At 45.9% G+C, this 18,404-nt stretch carries 18 protein-coding genes and 1 pseudogene; 14 read left to right on the forward strand and 5 right to left on the reverse strand.

Annotated elements, in window-relative coordinates; translation table 11 throughout:
* The first annotated feature begins 43 nt into the window (after positions 1–43).
* Positions 44–1,360 carry a CBS domain-containing protein gene (locus ACWHAR_RS00855; protein ID WP_032873686.1) on the forward strand — a complete coding sequence of 439 codons (1,317 nt, stop codon included), beginning with the start codon at positions 44–46 and terminating at the stop codon, positions 1,358–1,360.
* A gap of 28 nt (positions 1,361–1,388) precedes the next feature.
* On the opposite strand, the gene ACWHAR_RS00860 is transcribed toward ACWHAR_RS00855, so the two are convergent.
* Positions 1,389–1,691, reverse strand: coding sequence for a YtpI family protein (locus ACWHAR_RS00860; protein ID WP_003152434.1), 303 nt, complete (start codon positions 1,689–1,691; stop codon positions 1,389–1,391).
* A 116-nt stretch (positions 1,692–1,807) separates the two neighbouring features.
* Between ACWHAR_RS00860 and ACWHAR_RS00865 the strand changes: the two genes are divergently transcribed.
* A complete protein-coding gene (locus ACWHAR_RS00865) occupies positions 1,808–2,749 on the forward strand; it encodes a DHH family phosphoesterase (RefSeq protein ID WP_003152435.1) in 942 nt (313 codons plus the stop codon).
* Between the two features lie 17 nt (positions 2,750–2,766).
* Here the strand turns inward: ACWHAR_RS00865 and ACWHAR_RS00870 are convergent, their stop codons facing one another.
* The 3 genes from ACWHAR_RS00870 to ACWHAR_RS00880 form a co-directional block, all read right to left on the reverse strand.
* Entirely contained in the window at positions 2,767–2,958 is a 192-nt protein-coding gene (locus ACWHAR_RS00870; RefSeq protein WP_007408061.1) for a hypothetical protein, read from the reverse strand.
* A 104-nt stretch (positions 2,959–3,062) separates the two neighbouring features.
* Positions 3,063–3,566, reverse strand: coding sequence for a sporulation membrane protein YtrI (ytrI, locus tag ACWHAR_RS00875; protein WP_007408062.1), 504 nt, complete (start codon positions 3,564–3,566; stop codon positions 3,063–3,065).
* A complete protein-coding gene (locus ACWHAR_RS00880) occupies positions 3,563–3,904 on the reverse strand; it encodes a YtrH family sporulation protein (RefSeq protein WP_003152438.1) in 342 nt (113 codons plus the stop codon). Before ACWHAR_RS00880 ends, ytrI begins: the two co-directional genes overlap by 4 nt.
* 143 nt (positions 3,905–4,047) lie before the next feature.
* On the opposite strand from ACWHAR_RS00880, the gene dnaE reads away from it, so the two are divergent.
* The 7 genes from dnaE to ACWHAR_RS00915 all read left to right on the forward strand — a co-directional run bounded on the left by dnaE (position 4,048) and on the right by ACWHAR_RS00915 (position 14,365).
* Positions 4,048–7,386 (forward strand): DNA polymerase III subunit alpha, encoded by a 3,339-nt coding sequence (gene dnaE / locus ACWHAR_RS00885; RefSeq protein WP_032873689.1) that lies wholly within the window; start codon positions 4,048–4,050, stop codon positions 7,384–7,386.
* A 139-nt stretch (positions 7,387–7,525) separates the two neighbouring features.
* Complete coding sequence (locus tag ACWHAR_RS00890) at positions 7,526–8,758, forward strand: NAD(P)-dependent malic enzyme (protein WP_007613079.1); 1,233 nt, start codon at positions 7,526–7,528, stop codon at positions 8,756–8,758.
* 328 nt (positions 8,759–9,086) lie between these two features.
* Positions 9,087–9,959, forward strand: a complete 873-nt coding sequence (gene accD / locus ACWHAR_RS00895) for an acetyl-CoA carboxylase, carboxyltransferase subunit beta (protein WP_007613077.1) — start codon at positions 9,087–9,089, stop codon at positions 9,957–9,959.
* Positions 9,944–10,921: an acetyl-CoA carboxylase carboxyl transferase subunit alpha gene (accA, locus tag ACWHAR_RS00900; RefSeq protein WP_025285100.1), complete on the forward strand. Its 978-nt coding sequence runs from the start codon at positions 9,944–9,946 to the stop codon at positions 10,919–10,921. The genes accD and accA overlap by 16 nt, the downstream gene beginning before the upstream one ends.
* A 191-nt stretch (positions 10,922–11,112) precedes the next feature.
* Entirely contained in the window at positions 11,113–12,072 is a 960-nt protein-coding gene (gene pfkA / locus ACWHAR_RS00905; protein WP_007408068.1) for a 6-phosphofructokinase, read from the forward strand.
* A 39-nt stretch (positions 12,073–12,111) separates the two neighbouring features.
* Positions 12,112–13,869, forward strand: coding sequence for a pyruvate kinase (gene pyk / locus ACWHAR_RS00910; protein ID WP_007613076.1), 1,758 nt, complete (start codon positions 12,112–12,114; stop codon positions 13,867–13,869).
* A 112-nt stretch (positions 13,870–13,981) separates the two neighbouring features.
* Entirely contained in the window at positions 13,982–14,365 is a 384-nt protein-coding gene (locus ACWHAR_RS00915; protein WP_012118168.1) for an FxsA family protein, read from the forward strand.
* Positions 14,366–14,396: 31 nt separating this feature from the next.
* On the opposite strand, the gene ytvI is transcribed toward ACWHAR_RS00915, so the two are convergent.
* Positions 14,397–15,512 carry a sporulation integral membrane protein YtvI gene (ytvI, locus tag ACWHAR_RS00920; protein ID WP_032873694.1) on the reverse strand — a complete coding sequence of 372 codons (1,116 nt, stop codon included), beginning with the start codon at positions 15,510–15,512 and terminating at the stop codon, positions 14,397–14,399.
* A gap of 97 nt (positions 15,513–15,609) precedes the next feature.
* On the opposite strand from ytvI, the gene ACWHAR_RS00925 reads away from it, so the two are divergent.
* The 5 genes and pseudogenes from ACWHAR_RS00925 (at position 15,610) to ACWHAR_RS00945 (ending at position 17,817) form a co-directional block, all read left to right on the forward strand.
* Complete coding sequence (locus tag ACWHAR_RS00925; RefSeq protein WP_003152447.1) at positions 15,610–16,074, forward strand: DUF441 domain-containing protein; 465 nt, start codon at positions 15,610–15,612, stop codon at positions 16,072–16,074.
* 30 nt (positions 16,075–16,104) lie between these two features.
* Positions 16,105–16,281 (forward strand): hypothetical protein, encoded by a 177-nt coding sequence (locus tag ACWHAR_RS00930; protein WP_162859396.1) that lies wholly within the window; start codon positions 16,105–16,107, stop codon positions 16,279–16,281.
* Positions 16,282–16,494: 213 nt separating this feature from the next.
* The gene (locus ACWHAR_RS00935) at positions 16,495–16,905 is read left to right on the forward strand and encodes a YjdF family protein (RefSeq protein ID WP_032873696.1); all 411 of its coding nucleotides are present in this window, start codon (positions 16,495–16,497) and stop codon (positions 16,903–16,905) included.
* Positions 16,906–17,087: 182 nt separating this feature from the next.
* Positions 17,088–17,224: pseudogene (locus ACWHAR_RS00940) on the forward strand (peptidoglycan-binding domain-containing protein); the annotation flags it as partial.
* Between the two features lie 155 nt (positions 17,225–17,379).
* Entirely contained in the window at positions 17,380–17,817 is a 438-nt protein-coding gene (locus ACWHAR_RS00945) for a hypothetical protein (protein WP_014418618.1), read from the forward strand.
* Positions 17,818–18,404: the final 587 nt, after the last annotated feature.

The raw sequence follows: 18,404 nt of genomic DNA on the forward strand, positions 1-18,404 counted from the left end.
CCCTTATAATAAAAGCAGAAGACTGTCCTTAGAGGTGAAACGCTTGGCAACAAAGCATGAACAAATCCTATCATACATAGATTCGCTTCCTGTCGGTGAAAAAATTTCGGTCAGAAGAATTGCGAAAGAAATGAAAGTCAGTGAAGGAACGGCTTACAGAGCCATTAAGGAAGCCGAAAACAAAGGATTCGTTTCCACTATTGAACGTGTGGGGACCATCCGGATTGAACAGAAGAAAAAAGAAAATATTGAAAAGCTGACATACGCCGAGGTCGTCAATGTGATAGACGGCCAGGTGCTCGGCGGAAAAGCCGGTCTGCATAAAACGTTGAATAAGTTTGTGATCGGCGCGATGGAGCTTGACGCGATGATGCGTTATACGGCGGCGGGGAACCTGTTAATCGTCGGGAACCGAATCAACGCCCACCGCCAGGCGCTTGAAGCGGGCGCGGCTGTTTTGGTAACAGGAGGGTTTAATACCGACGACAGCATTATCGAGCTGGCCGATATGCTTGAGCTTCCGATTCTCTCCACGAGCTACGATACCTTTACGGTAGCCGCGATGATCAACCGGGCGATCTATGATCAGCTCATAAAAAAAGAGATTGTGCTCGTGGAAGACATTTTGACGCCCGCAGATCGGACAGTGACGCTGTCCCCTAAGGATAAGCTGGAGAAATGGTACGAAAAAAACTATGAAACCGGACACGGCCGCTTCCCGGTTATCGATCAGCAGATGAAAATCCACGGAATCCTCACATCGAAAGATATCGCGGGGCATGACCGGTCAGTTCCGATTGAAAAAGTAATGACCAAAAACCCTGTCACGGTGATCGGGAAAACATCTGTCGCCTCAGCGGCTCAAATGATGGTTTGGGAAGGAATTGAAGTGCTTCCGGTGACAGACGGGCATCACAAAATGATCGGAATGATCAGCCGCCAGGATGTCTTAAAAGCGCTTCAAATGGTTCAAAAGCAGCCTCAGGTCGGGGAAAAGCTGGATGATATTGTTTCAAGGGGATTTAAAGAAGAGGAAGATGACAAAACGCCGGCCGTTTATCAATATGAAGTCACGCCGCAAATGACCAATCAGCTCGGCACGATTTCTTACGGGGTGTTTACGACGATTTTAACCCAGGCCGCCAGCCGATTTTTACGCTCCCGCAAACGCGGCGAGCTGGTCATTGAAAGCATTACGATTTTCTTCCTGAAGCCCGTACAGATGGAGTCGGTCATTGAAGTGAAACCGCGCATTTTAGAGGCGGGCCGGAAATTCGGGAAAATGGAAGTGGAAGTGTCAAGCCAAAGCGGCATCGTTTCAAAAGCGATGCTCATGGTGCAGCTGATGGAGAGAAGTTAAGGGACGCACCCGGGTCCCTTGGCATTCATTATGCGTGGTCTCTCTCCGCTTCCTTTGCATGGATGGGCTCATAGTGCTTATAGGCTTTATACCCGGCCCATGCGCTGCCTGCTCCGATTAAAATGAAGACGCCGCCGATGACCAGGGTCAGGACAGAGTGAAACAGAATCATTTGGTTTACTCCGTACAAAAGCACCAGCGCGCCTAATGCCATACTTGATTTAGCCGAAAAACATTCCTTCTCCAGCGCCCGTTTCGTCTGGATTCCTTTTACTTTGTAATACACGTAAAAGCAGGCAGAAAGCCCGATGAGAAAAACAAAAACCAGCATAAATGAAATCCTCCATTATATGAGTTTGCAAAACCGTTTATACCGTTGCTGAAAGATTTTCCTTTTCCATGGATAAAGAGTATGATTAAATGAATAAAAACAAAAAGGAGAAAACGATGAAATCCGAACTGATCAGAACCATATCATTATATGACACCATTATCTTACATAGACATGTGAGGCCTGACCCGGATGCCTACGGTTCACAGTGCGGCCTTACGGAAATCCTGCGGGAAACGTATCCCGAAAAAAATATTTTTGCCGTCGGACAGCCTGAGCCGTCCTTGTCTTTTTTATATTCCCTCGATGAGGTGGATGACGAAACCTATAAAGATGCTCTTGTCATCGTGTGCGACACCGCAAACCAAGGCAGGGTCGACGATCAGCGCTACCATTCCGGCGCAAAGCTCATGAAAATAGACCACCATCCAAATGAAGATCCGTATGGCGATCTGTTATGGGTCGATACGAATGCAAGCTCCGTAAGCGAAATGATCTATGAACTGTACCTGGAAGGAAAGCAGCACGGCTGGAAACTGAATACGAAAGCAGCTGAGCTGATCTACGCGGGTATCGTCGGTGATACGGGGCGTTTCTTATTCCCGAACACCACAAAAAAGACATTAAAATACGCGGGAGAGCTCATTGAGTTCCCATTTTCATCGTCAGAGCTGTTCAATCAATTGTATGAAACAAAATTAAATGTGGTGAAGCTTAACGGCTTTATTTATCAAAATGTGTCACTGTCTGAAAACGGCGTCGCTTCCGTTTTCATTAAAAAAGACATTTTGGAGACATATGGAACCACCGCTTCTGAAGCGTCGCAGCTTGTCGGAACACTCGGAAATATTTCGGGTATCCGCGCTTGGGTGTTTTTCGTAGAAGAAGACGATCAAATCAGAGTCCGGTTCCGTTCAAAAGGTCCGGTCATCAACGGAATTGCCCGGAAATACAATGGCGGCGGACATCCGCTTGCGGCCGGCGCATCCATCTTCAGCTGGGATGAAACCGATCAGATTCTTGCTGATCTGGAAGAGGTATGTAACGAACACAAGTAGAGGGGAGACCCTCTTTCTTAGTGTTCATCTGTCACGGGGATGAACCAGCAGCCGAAATCAGTCAGGTCTTCGTAGACGCGGAGATTACAGATTTGGAGTTCTTTTTTTATGAGGGAAGCGAGTGTGTCTGTTTCTGCATATGCGGAATAGCCTTGTCTGATTCGGGCTGCATGATCTTTTGCCAAGCGGCGTTCACTAAAAACCTCCATTTTCCCTTCCTCCCTTCAGAATCTTGAAAATGTCTCATCTACAGTTTATAAAAAAGCGGAGAAAAAAGCGACAGGTCTATGGAAATTTTTTAAAAATGACATAATTACGTCGCAAAAGAAATATGAATTTCGACAGACAATCTCGTATAAATCGTCAGTTCCTTTACTTCAGCCTTAAATTCCTTCTCATTTATGGTGTATATCTTGTTTTCGATCGTCCGTTTTAAAAGTTCCTTTGTTTTATACACACTTTCAATATCCTTTGTGATGACTTCAGAAATATTATCTTTCACTTGTTCCTCAAATTTCATCTTGTCAGGCTGAGCGATTCTGTATTTTTCCCCATTGATCAGCTTCACATCAACACTTTGGATGAGAAGTCTTTGCTTATTATCCTCATTTAATTTATGAAGATCCTTCTGATAGATCGAGATTTGGTTTTTTAAATCCCGCGCGTGCTCACGCTGCTTTTCAATTAACGTCACCTGTTCTTCCTGAAACGTTCCGTATGTAAACAGAAAGAACAGCCAGCTGACGATGGCTCCGCACATCATTCCCGCAAAAAAACGCTGCCATCCCGGTTTTTTATAATACTCGGGAATTCTCATGATGACATATTCTCCTGGGTCAGCCATGAAATAATCAGCCAGCCGGTCTGCGCGCCGCCCATTGCTGAAATAATTAAAAGAAGCTGTTTGAAGATGTCGCGCGTGTTGCCTTCAAACAGCCCCCGCTCGAAACTGTATACCGCGTCAAATGTTCCCCCGATGGCCGCGACAAGCGCCCAGATCTTCAGCCTGTTCGCCAATTTTGTGATCGCTGTCAGCGGAGGCTCACCTGATAAATAAGCTCCGAGTCCGCCGATCAGCGCGCCGCCGAGCAACACACCGAGGGCGATAAAATAACTGCTGATGAAATTCGCCATAAATCCGGCTTCCTGATCCATATATACACCACCTCACTTTTCTATCATATTGAGCGAAACGGACAAGTATGATGATGAGTCAAAAAAAGAACATTTGTTTCTTAAGAAAACCCGTCTTATAATGTAGAAAGGCAAAATGAACGTATGGGAAAGGAGTGGCGGCATTGTCTTTTGTTCACCTGCAAGTACATAGCGGCTACAGCCTGTTAAACAGCGCCGCTTCTGTAAAAGAGCTTGTTACTCAAGCGAAGGAACTCGGATATTCATCATTGGCGCTGACGGACGAAAATGTGATGTACGGCGCCATTGAGTTTTATAAAGCATGCAAATCAAACGGAATTAAGCCGATTATCGGTCTGACGGCTTCTATATACACGGACGATACGGAGCTTGAAGCACACCCGCTCATTCTTTTAGCAGAGACAAACACCGGCTATCAGAACCTGGTGAAAATCTCAAGTGCGCTGCAATCCATGGCAAAGGGCGGCATGAAGCGAAAATGGATGAAGAGCTATCGTGAGGGGCTGATCGCCATTACGCCCGGTGAAAACGGCTACATTGAAAGCCTGCTTCAAACCGGGAAGTTTGAAGAAGCGGTCCGGGCTGCCGAAGGATTCCGGGAGCTGTTCGGAGACGGCCGTTTTTATTTAGGATACCAGCCGTTTAAAGGACATGAGACGTTATCAGAAGAGATTCTCCGTCTGTCAGCCGAAACGGAAATCGCTGTCTGCGCTGCGGGGGATGTCCGTTATATCAAGAAAGAAGATCAAGATGCGTACCGCTGTCTGTGCGCTATTAAAGCCGGAGAGAAGTGGGAGGATCAGAGCGGGGATCTGCCGGACTTATACTTGAGGACGCCTGAAGAAATGGCAGAGCTTTACACGCGGCATCCGGAAGCGATTGAAGCAGCCGCGCGTATCGCCCGGCAATGCCGGGTCGATGTCAGCCTCGGACAGACACAGCTTCCGTCTTTTCCGGCACCGGACGGCAAATCAGCCGATGACTATTTGGCGGAGATCTGTCATGAGGGGCTGCGCCTCCGTTTCGGCACTCCTGATGAGCGCGCTGTCCGCCGGCTTGAATATGAGCTGGACATCATCAGGCGCATGAAATTCAGTGATTATTTTCTCATCGTATGGGACTTTATGAAGTACGCGCATGAAAAGGGCATTGTGACAGGCCCGGGAAGGGGGTCCGCGGCAGGCTCGCTTGTCGCTTACTCCCTTTTCATTACCGACGTGGATCCGCTTAAACATTCTCTGCTGTTTGAGAGGTTTCTTAATCCCGAGCGGATCAGCATGCCGGATATTGATATCGATTTCCCTGATACGAGAAGGGATGAGGTCATTCAGTATGTACAAAATAAGTACGGGGCCATGCACGTCGCCCAGATTATCACCTTCGGGACATTGGCCGCAAAGGCGGCGTTAAGGGATACCGGGAGAGTGTTCGGAATCAGCCCGAAAGAAGCCGACCAGCTTGCCCGCCTGATTCCGTCAAAACCGGGAATGACGCTTGAGGAGGCGAGGCGGCAGTCCGCTCAGCTGAACAGGCGGCTGTCCGAATCCGCCGTTCTTCATAAAGTGTTTCAGATCGCAAGGAAAATTGAAGGTCTTCCGCGGCACACGTCAACACACGCGGCCGGGGTCGTTCTCAGTAAAGAGCCGCTTTCGGAAGTTGTCCCTCTTCAAGAAGGGCATGACGGCGTGTATTTAACGCAGTATGCGATGGATCACTTGGAAGATCTCGGTCTTTTAAAAATGGACTTTTTAGGTTTGCGCAACTTGACGCTTATTGAATCCATTAAAACGATGATTGAAAAAGAGACGAATACGAAAATTGATTTTTCCGAGATTTCTTATCAGGATGAAAAAACGTTCTCACTATTGTCAAACGGTGATACGACGGGTATTTTCCAGCTGGAATCATCAGGAATGAGAAACGTATTGAAGCGCCTGAAGCCGTCAAGACTGGAAGACATTGTCGCGGTTAACGCGCTTTACAGGCCGGGACCGATGGAAAATATTCCGTTATTTATCGACCGGAAACACGGGCGGGCGCGTGTGGAAGTGCCGCACGAGGATGTAAGAAATATTCTCAGTGACACTTACGGCGTCATCGTCTATCAAGAACAGATAATGATGATCGCCTCGCGCATGGCAGGGTTTTCATTAGGTGAAGCGGATCTGCTCAGACGGGCTGTCAGCAAAAAGCAAAAGGACATTCTGGACAGAGAGCGAAGCCATTTTGTTGAAGGGTGCATAAAAAAGGAGTATTCTGTAGTCACTGCAAACGAGGTCTACGATCTGATTGTAAAATTCGCTAACTACGGATTCAACAGAAGCCATGCTGTCGCATACAGCATGATCGGCTATCAGCTCGCCTATTTAAAAGCGCATTATCCGTTATATTTTATGTGCGGGCTGTTGACGAGCGTCATCGGCAATGAGGACAAAATATCGCAATATCTGCATGAAGCGAAGGGGAGCGGGATTCAAGTCCTTCCGCCGTCAATAAACAAAAGCGGTTTTCCGTTTGCGCCGGAAAACGGAGCCGTCAGATACAGTTTGCGGGCCGTTAAAAACGTAGGCGTCTCGGCAGTGAAAGATATTTATAAAGCAAGAACACATAAACCGTTCGAGGATCTTTTCGATTTCTGCTTTCGCGTACCCGCAAAAAGCGTGAATCGGAAAACCATCGAAGCCCTTATATTTTCTGGCGCCATGGACGAATTCAATCAAAATCGCGCCGCCTTGCTGGCCTCCGTTGATGTGGCTTTAGAGCACGCTGAACTTTTTCGTGCAGACGATGACCAAATGGGATTGTTTTTGGAAGAATCGTTCTCCATTAAGCCAAAATATGTAGAGGCTGAGGAATTTCCGCTCGTGGACAAGCTTCGGTTCGAAAAAGAAGCTCTCGGTGTTTATTTCTCAAGCCATCCTTTATCTGCTTTCAGGGATCTCCTGAAAAAAAGGGGGGCGCAAGCGATCACAGCAGCGCGGCAGATGCCGAAGGGACAGCTGTCAATCGGCGCTTTGCTCGCGGGCATCAAAACGATTCGGACAAAGACAGGTCAGCATATGGCGTTTCTCACATTAAGCGATGAAACGGGAGAAATGGAAGCCGTCGTGTTTCCTGACCAATATAGAAGGCTGTCTCCGCTGTTAAAAGAAGGCGCGCTTTTATTCGCCGCCGGAAAAATGGAAGAGCGTCAGGAGAAGACACAATTCATCATGTCATCCGCCTCTCTTCTTGAGCAGACGGAGGCAGACAGAGCGCCGTCTGTTTACATCAAAATCGAAGGCAGCCGGCACAATCAGGAGTTTTTGGAAAAGATGAAGCGTATTTTACTGGAGCATAAAGGGGAAACCGGCGTTTATCTTTATTATGAAAAAGACAAGCAGACGATCAGGCTGCCGGATACTTTTCATATTCAGGCGGACCATCAGGCGTTATACCGCTTAAAAGAGCTGCTGGGCCGCGAAAACGTCGTGTTAAAATAGTGGTAACAATAATCATTTTGTTATACAATTGAAACAATTGTGCTATCTTATTTAAAGATTCTGAAATTTTTCACCTCCAGCGATTGTACCAGTCTATGCGGCAGAATATGTAACAAAGTACTTAAAAGGAGTGTTTAGAATGTCATTAAGAGAAGAAGCGTTACATTTACACAAAGTAAACCAAGGAAAGCTGGAATCAAAAGCAAAGGTAGAAGTCAGAAACGCGGACGACTTAAGCCTTGCCTATTCTCCCGGAGTAGCTGAGCCTTGTAAAGAGATTTATGACGATAAAAACAAAGTATATGATTATACAATGAAGGGGAACATGGTAGCAGTCGTAACAGACGGATCAGCCGTTCTCGGTCTCGGTAATATCGGGCCTGAAGCTTCACTTCCGGTCATGGAAGGGAAAGCGGTGCTGTTCAAAAGTTTCGCGGGCGTGGATGCATTCCCGATCGCGCTTGACACAAACGATGTGGACAAAATCATTGACACTGTGAAGCTGCTTGCACCGACATTCGGCGGTGTCAACCTTGAAGATATTGCGGCGCCGAACTGCTTCATTATCGAAGAGCGCCTGAAAAAAGAAACAAACATTCCGGTTTTCCACGATGATCAGCACGGCACTGCCATCGTAACCGTTGCCGGACTTGTAAATGCGCTGAAATTATCAGGAAAATCCATGTCATCCATTAAAGTTGTGGCAAACGGAGCGGGAGCGGCAGGCATCGCGATCATCAAGCTTCTTTACCATTTCGGCGTACGCGACATCGTGATGTGCGACTCTAAAGGGGCGATTTACGAAGGGCGTCCGGCCGGCATGAACGCAGTGAAAAACGAAGTGGCCAAGTTTACAAACCAAGACCGCAACGACGGTTCGCTGCAGGATGTCATTAAAGATGCAGACGTCTTTATCGGCGTATCAGTCGAAGGCGCGCTGACGAAAGAAATGGTGGAAAGCATGGCGAAAGATCCGATTATCTTCGCAATGGCCAACCCGAATCCGGAAATCATGCCTGAAGACGCGCGCGCAGCCGGCGCAAGCGTAATCGGAACAGGCCGTTCTGATTTCCCGAACCAGGTTAACAACGTGCTGGCATTCCCTGGAATTTTCCGCGGGGCGCTTGACGTTCGCGCGACTCACATCAACGAAGAAATGAAAATTGCTGCGGTTGAAGCGATTGCTTCCCTCGTTTCAGAGGAAGAATTAAGCGCTGATTATGTCATCCCGGCTCCATTTGACAAACGTGTGGCTCCTGCCGTTGCGAAAGCTGTTGCGAAAGCAGCGATGGAAACGGGCGTCGCCAGAATTACGGTCGATCCTGAGGAAGTGGCTGAAAAAACAAGACAGCTCACGGTTATCGGCGAATAATAACACAAAAATGAAATGGCAGCGCGTTGGAAAAAAACAACGCGCTGCTGTTCAATATACGGACTGCTGGCATTTTTTTAAGGGCAGGTCTTAAAAAAAATTCAGCAGAATCCTTATTTCTTTTGAAAACGCTGACAGATAAGGCTGAACAACGCTTTTTACGGTATGAAATCCGTCCGTTTCCGTCTGTTTTGCAGCAAAAAATGTCGAATGGAGGATGACACCGTTTGACAAAAAAAGTACAATAGTTTCGGTAAAGTTATTATTAAGTCTATCTAATCGGAAGACATGCAGTGAAGAGAACCCTTCACAAAAGGGAGGTAATCATTTGTTAAAGGATATATTCACAAAAAAGAAAAAATATGCTTCCGTGCCGTCTGAGCAGGCAAAACATGATGTTCCGGAAGGCATTATGACAAAGTGCTCCAAATGTAAAAAAATCATGCTCACAAAAGAGTTAGATAAAAACCTGCGCGTCTGCATGAACTGCGGGCACCATTTCCCCATGAATGCAAAGCAGCGCATTGAAAGCCTCCTGGATGAAGATTCATTCGAAGAATTCAACCAGGGAATGATATCTGAAAACCCGCTCGGTTTCCCGGAATACTTAGAAAAAATCGAAAAAGACCGTGAGAAAACATCGCTGAATGAAGCGGTGGTTACCGGAAAAGGAACCATCAGCGGATTCCCTGCCGTGATCGCGATCATGGATTCAACATTCCGAATGGGCAGCATGGGTTCGGTTGTCGGCGAAAAAATCACGCTTGCAATTGAAAAAGCAAAAGAGGAAAAAGTCCCATTTATCATCTTTACCGCTTCCGGCGGCGCACGTATGCAGGAGGGGGTCTTAAGCCTTATGCAAATGGCCAAGACAAGCTCTGCATTAAAACTGTTCAGTGAGGAGCAGGGACTGATTATTTCTGTCATGACCCATCCGACGACAGGCGGCGTATCGGCCAGTTTCGCGTCTCTCGGTGATTATAATTTCGCTGAACCGGGCGCCTTGATCGGATTTGCCGGAAGACGTATTATTGAACAGACGATTGGGGAAAAACTGCCGGAAGATTTCCAGACGGCGGAATTTTTATTAAAGCACGGCCAGCTTGATGCGGTGATTCACCGAAACGACATGAAAGACAAACTCGCATTTCTGCTGGACATGCACCAAACAGGAGGTGAGCATGAGTGGCTGCAAGATTAGAATTTGAAAAACCAGTGATTGAACTGCAGACGAAAATCGCCGAACTGAAAAAATTCACCCAAGATTCGGAGATGGATTTAAGCGCTGAAATCGCAAGGCTTGAAGACCGGCTCAGCAAGCTCCAGGATGAGATTTATAAAAACCTGAAGCCGTGGGACAGAGTGCAGATCGCACGCCTTCCCGACCGGCCGACGACGCTTGATTACATTCAATACCTGTTTACCGACTTTTTTGAGTGCCACGGAGACAGAACATACGGAGACGATGCGGCGATTGTCGGCGGAGTCGCCAAATATCACGGCATGCCGGTCACCGTCATCGGTCATCAGCGCGGAAAAGACACGAAAGAAAACCTTGTCCGCAATTTCGGGATGCCTCACCCTGAGGGCTACCGCAAAGCGCTTCGTCTCATGAAGCAGGCGGATAAGTTCAACCGCCCGATTATCTGCTTCATCGACACGAAGGGAGCGTACCCGGGTAAAGCAGCGGAGGAACGGGGACAAAGTGAAGCCATCGCCAAGAACCTGTTCGAGATGGCCGGCCTGACTGTGCCTGTCGTTTGTATCGTCATCGGGGAAGGCGGCAGCGGAGGCGCGCTTGCATTAGGTGTGGGCAACCGCATGCTGATGCTTGAGAACTCGACGTATTCCGTTATTTCTCCTGAAGGAGCCGCGTCCATTTTGTGGAAAGACTCCAGCCTTGCGAAAAAAGCGGCCGAATCCATGAAGATTACTGCGCCCGATTTATTAGAATTAGGAATTATTGATGATATGATTAAAGAAGTGAAGGGCGGAGCTCACCATGATATCAAGCAGCAGGCGGGCTATATTGACGGTATTCTTAAAGAAACGTTAAAATCTCTTCTTCAATTGAACGCCGAAGAATTGATCTCACAGCGCTATGAAAAATATAAAGCAATCGGGAAAGTTTCGGTTGAGGATCAATATATCGGGGTAAACTGAATAGACGTGAAGCCTATGGCTCACGTTTATTTTTTGTGATTTTTGTGATATTCCTTAAATTTTATTTAAAAACAATTTATTTAATTGTATAATAGGTAAGGTTTCATGGGAGCTCAGGCGTCCCTTTTCATTGTTTTAGGGCAATGATCATGATATGTTTAACATATATATGTTGCTGAGGTGAATAGGAAATGAAGCGTATAGGAGTTTTAACGAGCGGCGGGGATTCCCCGGGTATGAACGCTGCGGTGCGCGCGGTTGTGCGGAAAGCTATCTACCACGACGTCGAAGTGTACGGAATTTATAACGGTTATTCAGGATTAATCAGCGGAAAAATAGAGAAACTGGAGCTTGGTTCGGTCGGTGACATCATCCACCGCGGCGGAACAAAGCTGTATACGGCCAGATGTCCTGAATTCAAAACAGTTGAAGGCCGTGAAAAAGGAATCGAAAATTTAAAGAAACTCGGCATTGAAGGTCTTGTCGTCATCGGCGGAGACGGTTCATACATGGGTGCGAAAAAATTAACGGAACACGGGTTTCCGTGTGTAGGTGTACCGGGTACGATAGATAATGACATCCCGGGAACTGATTTTACGATCGGATTTGATACGGCGCTAAACACCGTAATTGATGCGATTGATAAAATCCGTGACACCGCTACGTCTCATGAGCGTACATACGTTATTGAAGTGATGGGGCGCCATGCGGGCGACATTGCTTTATGGGCAGGTCTTGCAGGCGGAGCGGAATCAATTTTAATTCCTGAAGCGGACTACGATATGCAGGAAATTATCGGCCGTTTGAAGAGAGGGCACGACCGCGGCAAAAAACACAGTATCATCATCGTTGCAGAAGGGGTAGGCAGCGGAGTTGAATTCGGAAAACGCATCGAAGAAGAAACGAACCTTGAAACACGGGTATCCGTTTTAGGGCACATCCAGCGCGGCGGATCTCCAAGCGCTTCTGACCGGGTTCTTGCAAGCCGCCTCGGCGCTTACGCGGTTGAGCTTCTGCTTAAAGGAAAAGGCGGACGCTGCGTAGGTATACAAAACAACAAGCTTGTAGACCATGATATTATAGAAATTTTAGAATCAAAACATACTGTTGAACCAAACATGTATCAGCTTTCAAAAGAACTGTCTATTTAAGGCGGAAGAAGCTGAAGATTTCAGAAGGAAGTGAACGAGTTGAAAAAAACAAAAATCGTTTGTACAATCGGTCCGGCCAGTGAAAGTGTAGAAATGCTGACAAAATTGATGGAAGCGGGTATGAACGTTGCTCGTCTGAATTTTTCACACGGTGATTTCGAAGAGCACGGCGCAAGAATCAAAAACATCAGAGAAGCAAGCAAAAAGCTCGGCAAAAACGTGGGGATTCTCCTCGATACGAAAGGTCCGGAAATCCGTACGCACGATATGGAAAACGGCGCGCTTGAGCTTCAGGCGGGAAATGAAATTATCGTTTCTACGAAACAGGTGCTGGGAACGCTTGAAAAATTCTCAGTTTCTTATGAAGGCCTGGCAGACGACGTGTCAGCAGGGTCTATCATCCTGTTGGATGACGGTTTAATCGGATTGGAAGTGCTGGAATCAAATCCGGAAAAACACGAAATCAAAACAAAAATCTTAAACAGCGGCACGCTGAAAAATAAAAAAGGCGTAAACGTTCCCGGCGTCAGCGTCAACCTTCCCGGAATTACTGAAAAAGACGCCAAAGACATCGTATTCGGTATCGAGCAAGGCGTTGATTTTATCGCTGCGTCATTTGTACGCCGTTCTACGGATGTCCTGGAAATCCGCGAACTGCTTGAAGAGCATAACGCGTCTGACATTCAAATCATTCCTAAGATCGAGAACCAGGAAGGCGTGGACAACCTGGATGCGATCCTGGAAGTATCTGACGGCTTAATGGTAGCGCGCGGAGACCTCGGCGTAGAGATTCCGGCCGAAGAAGTGCCGCTCGTGCAAAAAGAAATGATCAAAAAATGCAACGCGCTCGGCAAACCGGTTATTACTGCGACACAAATGCTTGACAGCATGCAGCGCAACCCTCGCCCGACACGCGCTGAAGCAAGTGACGTTGCCAACGCCATTTTCGACGGCACAGACGCTATCATGCTTTCCGGTGAGACGGCTGCGGGACAATATCCTGTTGAAGCGGTTCAAACAATGTTTAACATCGCCACACGCACGGAAGAATCTCTGAACTACAAAGAAATTCTGTCTAAACGCAGAGATCAGGTCGGCATGACGATTACCGATGCGATCGGCCAATCAGTTGCGCACACGGCGATCAATCTGAGTGCGGCAGCTATCGTTACCCCTACAGAAAGCGGGCATACGGCGCGTATGATCGCCAAATACCGTCCGCAGGCTCCGATTGTAGCGGTTACGGTCAATGAGTCTGTATCACGCAAACTCGGCCTTGTATTCGGTGTATTCCCGGCAAGCGGCCAAAACGCGACTTCAACCGATGAAATGCTTGAAGACGCGGTTCAAAAATCACTTGACAGCGGCATCGTGAAACGCGGTGATCTGATTGTCATTACAGCAGGTTCTGTCGGTGAATCAGGCACGACGAATCTGATGAAAGTCCACACTGTCGGCAGCATTATCGCAAAAGGACAAGGCATCGGACGCAAATCTGCATTCGGGCCGGTCGTTGTTGCAAAAAATGCGAAAGAAGCTGAACAAAAAATGACAGACGGCGCAGTATTGGTTGCTTCAAGCACTGACCGCGACATGATCGCTTCACTTGAAAAAGCATCAGCGCTCATCACTGAAGAAGGCGGTTTGACAAGCCATGCAGCCGTTGTCGGTTTAAGCTTGGGCATTCCGGTTATCGTCGGTCTGGAGAACGCAACTTCAGTTTTAACAGAAGGACAGGTTATCACAGTTGACGCTGCCCGCGGCGCTGTGTATGAAGGCCGCGCAAGCGTTCTTTAAACAGCTTTAAAAAAGAGAGGGGGGGGTTTTCCCTTCTCTTTTGTCTTTAGGCTGATTTTCCTATTCCCATGCGGGCGGTGACGCGCTTTTAGAAGGGCAGGAGGGCAGAAAAATGAGAGTGTTATTCTTACTGTTTATCGTGTGTCCGGCAATTGAAATCGGCTTGTTTCTGCTGGCGGGAAAATGGCTCGGTATTTTTCCGACCTTCCTTCTCATCATTTTGACAGGCGTGTTAGGGGCCTTGGTGGCAAAAAGACAGGGAACCGATGTGTATCATCGGGTGATGCGCGACCTGCAGCACGGCAAAATGCCGGGGGAAGCGCTTCTTGATGGAATATGCGTCTTTTTCGGAGGCCTGCTTTTGATGCTTCCGGGTTTTCTGTCCGATATTGCAGGGGCCTGTCTTCTGATTCCGTTCACTCGGAACCGCATGAAGCCGCTTTTGTTCAAATGGCTGAGAGGAATGTCAAAAAACAAGCGGATCATTATCAAATAAAAACGGCAGCCTTCTTACAGGGCTGCTGTTTTTATTTAGATTGAACAGTAATATAGGCCCATATTTCTTTTAAAGCGCCCGTTGTGATAAAGGCCTGAATGAAAACAAGCAGCGCGGGCCCCGCAGCCAGTCCTAAAATTCCGAACAGTTTAAAGCCGGCAAACAGGGCGATTAAGGTCGCAAGCGGATCAAGTCCGATTGACCTGCTTAAAATTTTCGGCTCCGTCAGCTGGCGCTGAATGAGAACCACAATATATAAAACACCGAGACCGATCGCTTGAGGAAGCTGACCGGCAATGGCCAAATACATAATCCAGGGAACAAAGACCGACCCGGCGCCGAGATACGGGAGAAGGTCCACCAAGCCGATAAAAAAGGCGATGGTTGCCGCATGCTCAATCCCTAAAAGAAAAAGTCCGATAAAGACAATGATCATCGTGAAAAGTATGAGCACGGCCTGCGCCTTAATGAAACCTGCCATCGCTTTTTTCAGCTCTCCCGATACGGCCTTGGCGTTTGCCGAAACCCGTTCCGGAAGAATGGAATAAAGCAGCGCTTTCAGCTTATGCCAGTCCTTTGTCATAAAAAAAGTCGCCAGCATTGCGAAAATGAAGACGGCAGCTGTATTGGGAAGGAAGGCAATCCATTTCGGCACCAGCTCCAAAAGATGTGAAAGCATCAGCCCCGCATTTTTAGCGGCTGTATCACCGAGGGTCTGAATATGCGTCACGATGGATGCCTGCTGATTGGTTTCCAGTCCGTTAAATAAGACGGTCAGCTCGTGGTACAATGGCTGAATGCGGGAAGTGAACAGCTCTTCACAATACGTCATAAAGGCGCTGATATGAGGAGGGAGCGTTTTGGCCAGATAGGCGGTTCCCGAAATGATTTCCGCAACGAGAAATGTCGCCGCGCCAAGAAGAATAAGCAAAAAGAAGACCAGGACAATGACTGTATTGACTGACCGGGGCATCCCCGTCAGTTTGTCCAGCCAGTCAACTACGGGAATGATCGCTGATGACAGAATAAGGGCGATCAGAAACGGATAAGTTAACGGAAATGAGGCGTAACCGGCCGCCAAAGCGCCGCCGGCCGCAGCGAGTACAAACAGCGCGCGGAAAAAAACAGTTGCATAGTGCGGGTTCACATCGATCCTCCTCTCGGTCGGCACGTCCTATTACATTAGTTTATTCGTCAAAAAAAAGGATATGAATACAGATATGATGAAAGAAGGTGCTTTCAGGATGTTTACACAAGCGAATTTATTTTTACTATTATTGCTGGCCATCGCATTGGTAGCCAAAAATCAGTCATTGCTTTTTGCCGTCGGCTTTCTCATTGTGATAAAAGCTGTCGGTCTTGATCAGAAACTATTTCCGGTTATTCAGTCAAAAGGCATCAACTGGGGGGTCACCGTCATTACAATCGCCGTTTTAGTGCCGATTGCCACAGGTGATATCGGTTTTAAACAGCTCGGAGAAGCGATGAAATCATATTATGCGTGGATCGCTCTCGGTGCCGGGATCGCGGTTGCCTTAATCGCCAAAAACGGTCTCACCTTATTGGAAAACGACCCTCATATTACAACGGCGCTGGTCATCGGCACGATACTTGCCGTCGCGCTTTTCGGAGGCGTCGCCGTCGGCCCGTTAATCGGCGCCGGAATCGCCTACTTGGCCATGCAAATCGTTAAAATATTCACTTCGTAAAGTAAAAAAGCGGCGTAAAGCTGCTTTTTTTTGTGGAGAAAATTAGAGTTTGCACTTGCGCATTTTGTAGTTCAGACAAATGCCATTTGCATTATTCCGATGAATGAAGTGGCTTACCATGTAACAAAGAACTTCGGGATTGACGGCGCACATGGAGCGAAAACAGCGATTGCATTAATTCCAATTGATGAATGGATTAAAAGCTGATGGAATTTATGCGCTGATACCAAAGCAAAACTTGAAGTGTTGTCAAAATAAGCGGAGACCCTTTCCTTCAATTTGAAAGTTTGTTAAATTTATAATGAGAATGAAAAAACACAATTCGGTTGGTAGTCCGGATGCATGATTTAAAATGTCAGTAACCTTCCCCTCCTCGGGATGTCCATCATTCTTCAGTAAATTTAGGAGGAGGGAATCGTTATGAAATTAACGGTTTACTATGATGGTCAGTTTTGGGTAGGAGTCATTGAAGTTGTGAATGATGGGAAATTAAGAGCAATTCGTCATTTGTTTGGACAAGAGCCAAAGGATTCAGAAATAATGCATTTTGTTAATAATCAACTTTTACAGACTCTCTCCCGCACTGAACAAGAAGGGGTTTGTGTTAAAGCAAAATCTAAGAAATTAAACCCAAAAAGATTGCAACGGCAAGCTTCTAAAGAGATGAAAAATATCGGGATATCAACTAAGGCACAAAAAGCGATAAAACAGGAGCTTGAAGCAAGAAAAGAAAAGAAAAAACAACTGAATAGAAAACAAAGAGAAAAAATAAAGGAACAAAAATATTTAATCAGAAAACAAAAAGCAAAAGAAAAGCATAGGGGCAAATAGTTGGAGAACCCGATGAAGCCCTTCGATTTAAAGTTGAGCGGCATCAGTTTGTTTCTTCGGACTGTTTTAGAAAAAAGAAGTAGAAATCGAGCCCTTCTCGAGATGAGGAGGGTTTTTCTGCAATTTATTTAAATTCACTTACATCAGTAAATGAGTCAGTTTCAATTGATGAACGGTTTGATGATGATATTTACGGCCCGAAAACAGCGCAAATGCAGTCAAACGATTCCAGTCCATGTACGGCCTTACTGCTGACGGCATTCATGGGTCAAAGACAAAGATGAAAATCAGCGTTAAAGAAATAGGAAAAATTAGATAAAGAACGAAAAAATTTCTAAATATAGTTGGATTGATATATTATTGAACTCTGCATATGTGATAACAATAGCAGCTTTAAATAGGTGTAACAGGAGGTAGATTACTAAAGAATCTAAGGTTAGTATTTGGGTTTTAATATTTGATTAGGGGGAAATAATGCTATCACTTAATAGAGCTTTAAAATTACGTGATTTAGAAGTTTTTCGTGTGCTGAAAGATGGTAACATTTTATCTTACGTAATAATTGAAGATACTCGAAAGCCATTTACAGAAGAAGACAAAAAATTAGAACCATTGTGTTATATGGACGAAGAAGATATTAATGCGATTTTAAATGTTTTTAAGATTTCAATTGTTAATGATGAAAAATTAAATGAAGATAATTCAATTTTTATAAGATCTTACTTTTCTGAATTTGTTAATCATACAAATTTAACGAATTTTATTATTAAAGAATATGTTCAAAAGGATTTATATAATTACGATGATGAAGATGACATCATTTTCTTTAATAGAATTTTACGTAGTATAGGATCAGATTATGTTATCAAAGAATTTGACGATATAAATTGGATTTATTTATCTCAAGATTGATTTCTTATTTAGATTTTGAAGGAGTACAGAAGATAATTTCTGTACTTCTTTTTAAGGCGAAAAATAGACTTCTAGTTTCTCTTTATAGCATAAATTCACTTGACGAAAATCGTAAGTTTAGCACCCGCAAAAGCAATTTGTTTCTCTGTCTCTGCTTTCGCTATTACGTTCGGTGTAATTGCTTTTGTAGGAAACACGACTCATCTTCATCATAATGCAGCCAAAACTGATAATGAGGTAATACAACTAGCTGCACGACTGCAAACATGACTTAAAAGATGTGGCCTTTTTAGGGCTGCATCTTTTTTTGTCATGTATTTTCGTTTTTTCTCTTTTTAGGCGGGGCTGCGGCTGCTGCATTTATAAGCATGGTAACAGGTTATGTGAAGTCCGCAGAAAAATACAAATGGATCGTTATATACACAAAAGCGAAATACGAAGTAACAACAAAGATATATAGAAAATTTGAGCCAACTAAAACCAAGACAGGGATTTCTGAAGCTGATCCGAACATTGATTCAGTCGAGTAAACAAAATAACCCTCTTCTCCGGTAAAGAAGGAGGGGGAATTTGCGGTGAAGTTGTCG

The organism is Bacillus sp. LR--39 (assembly GCF_053613335.1).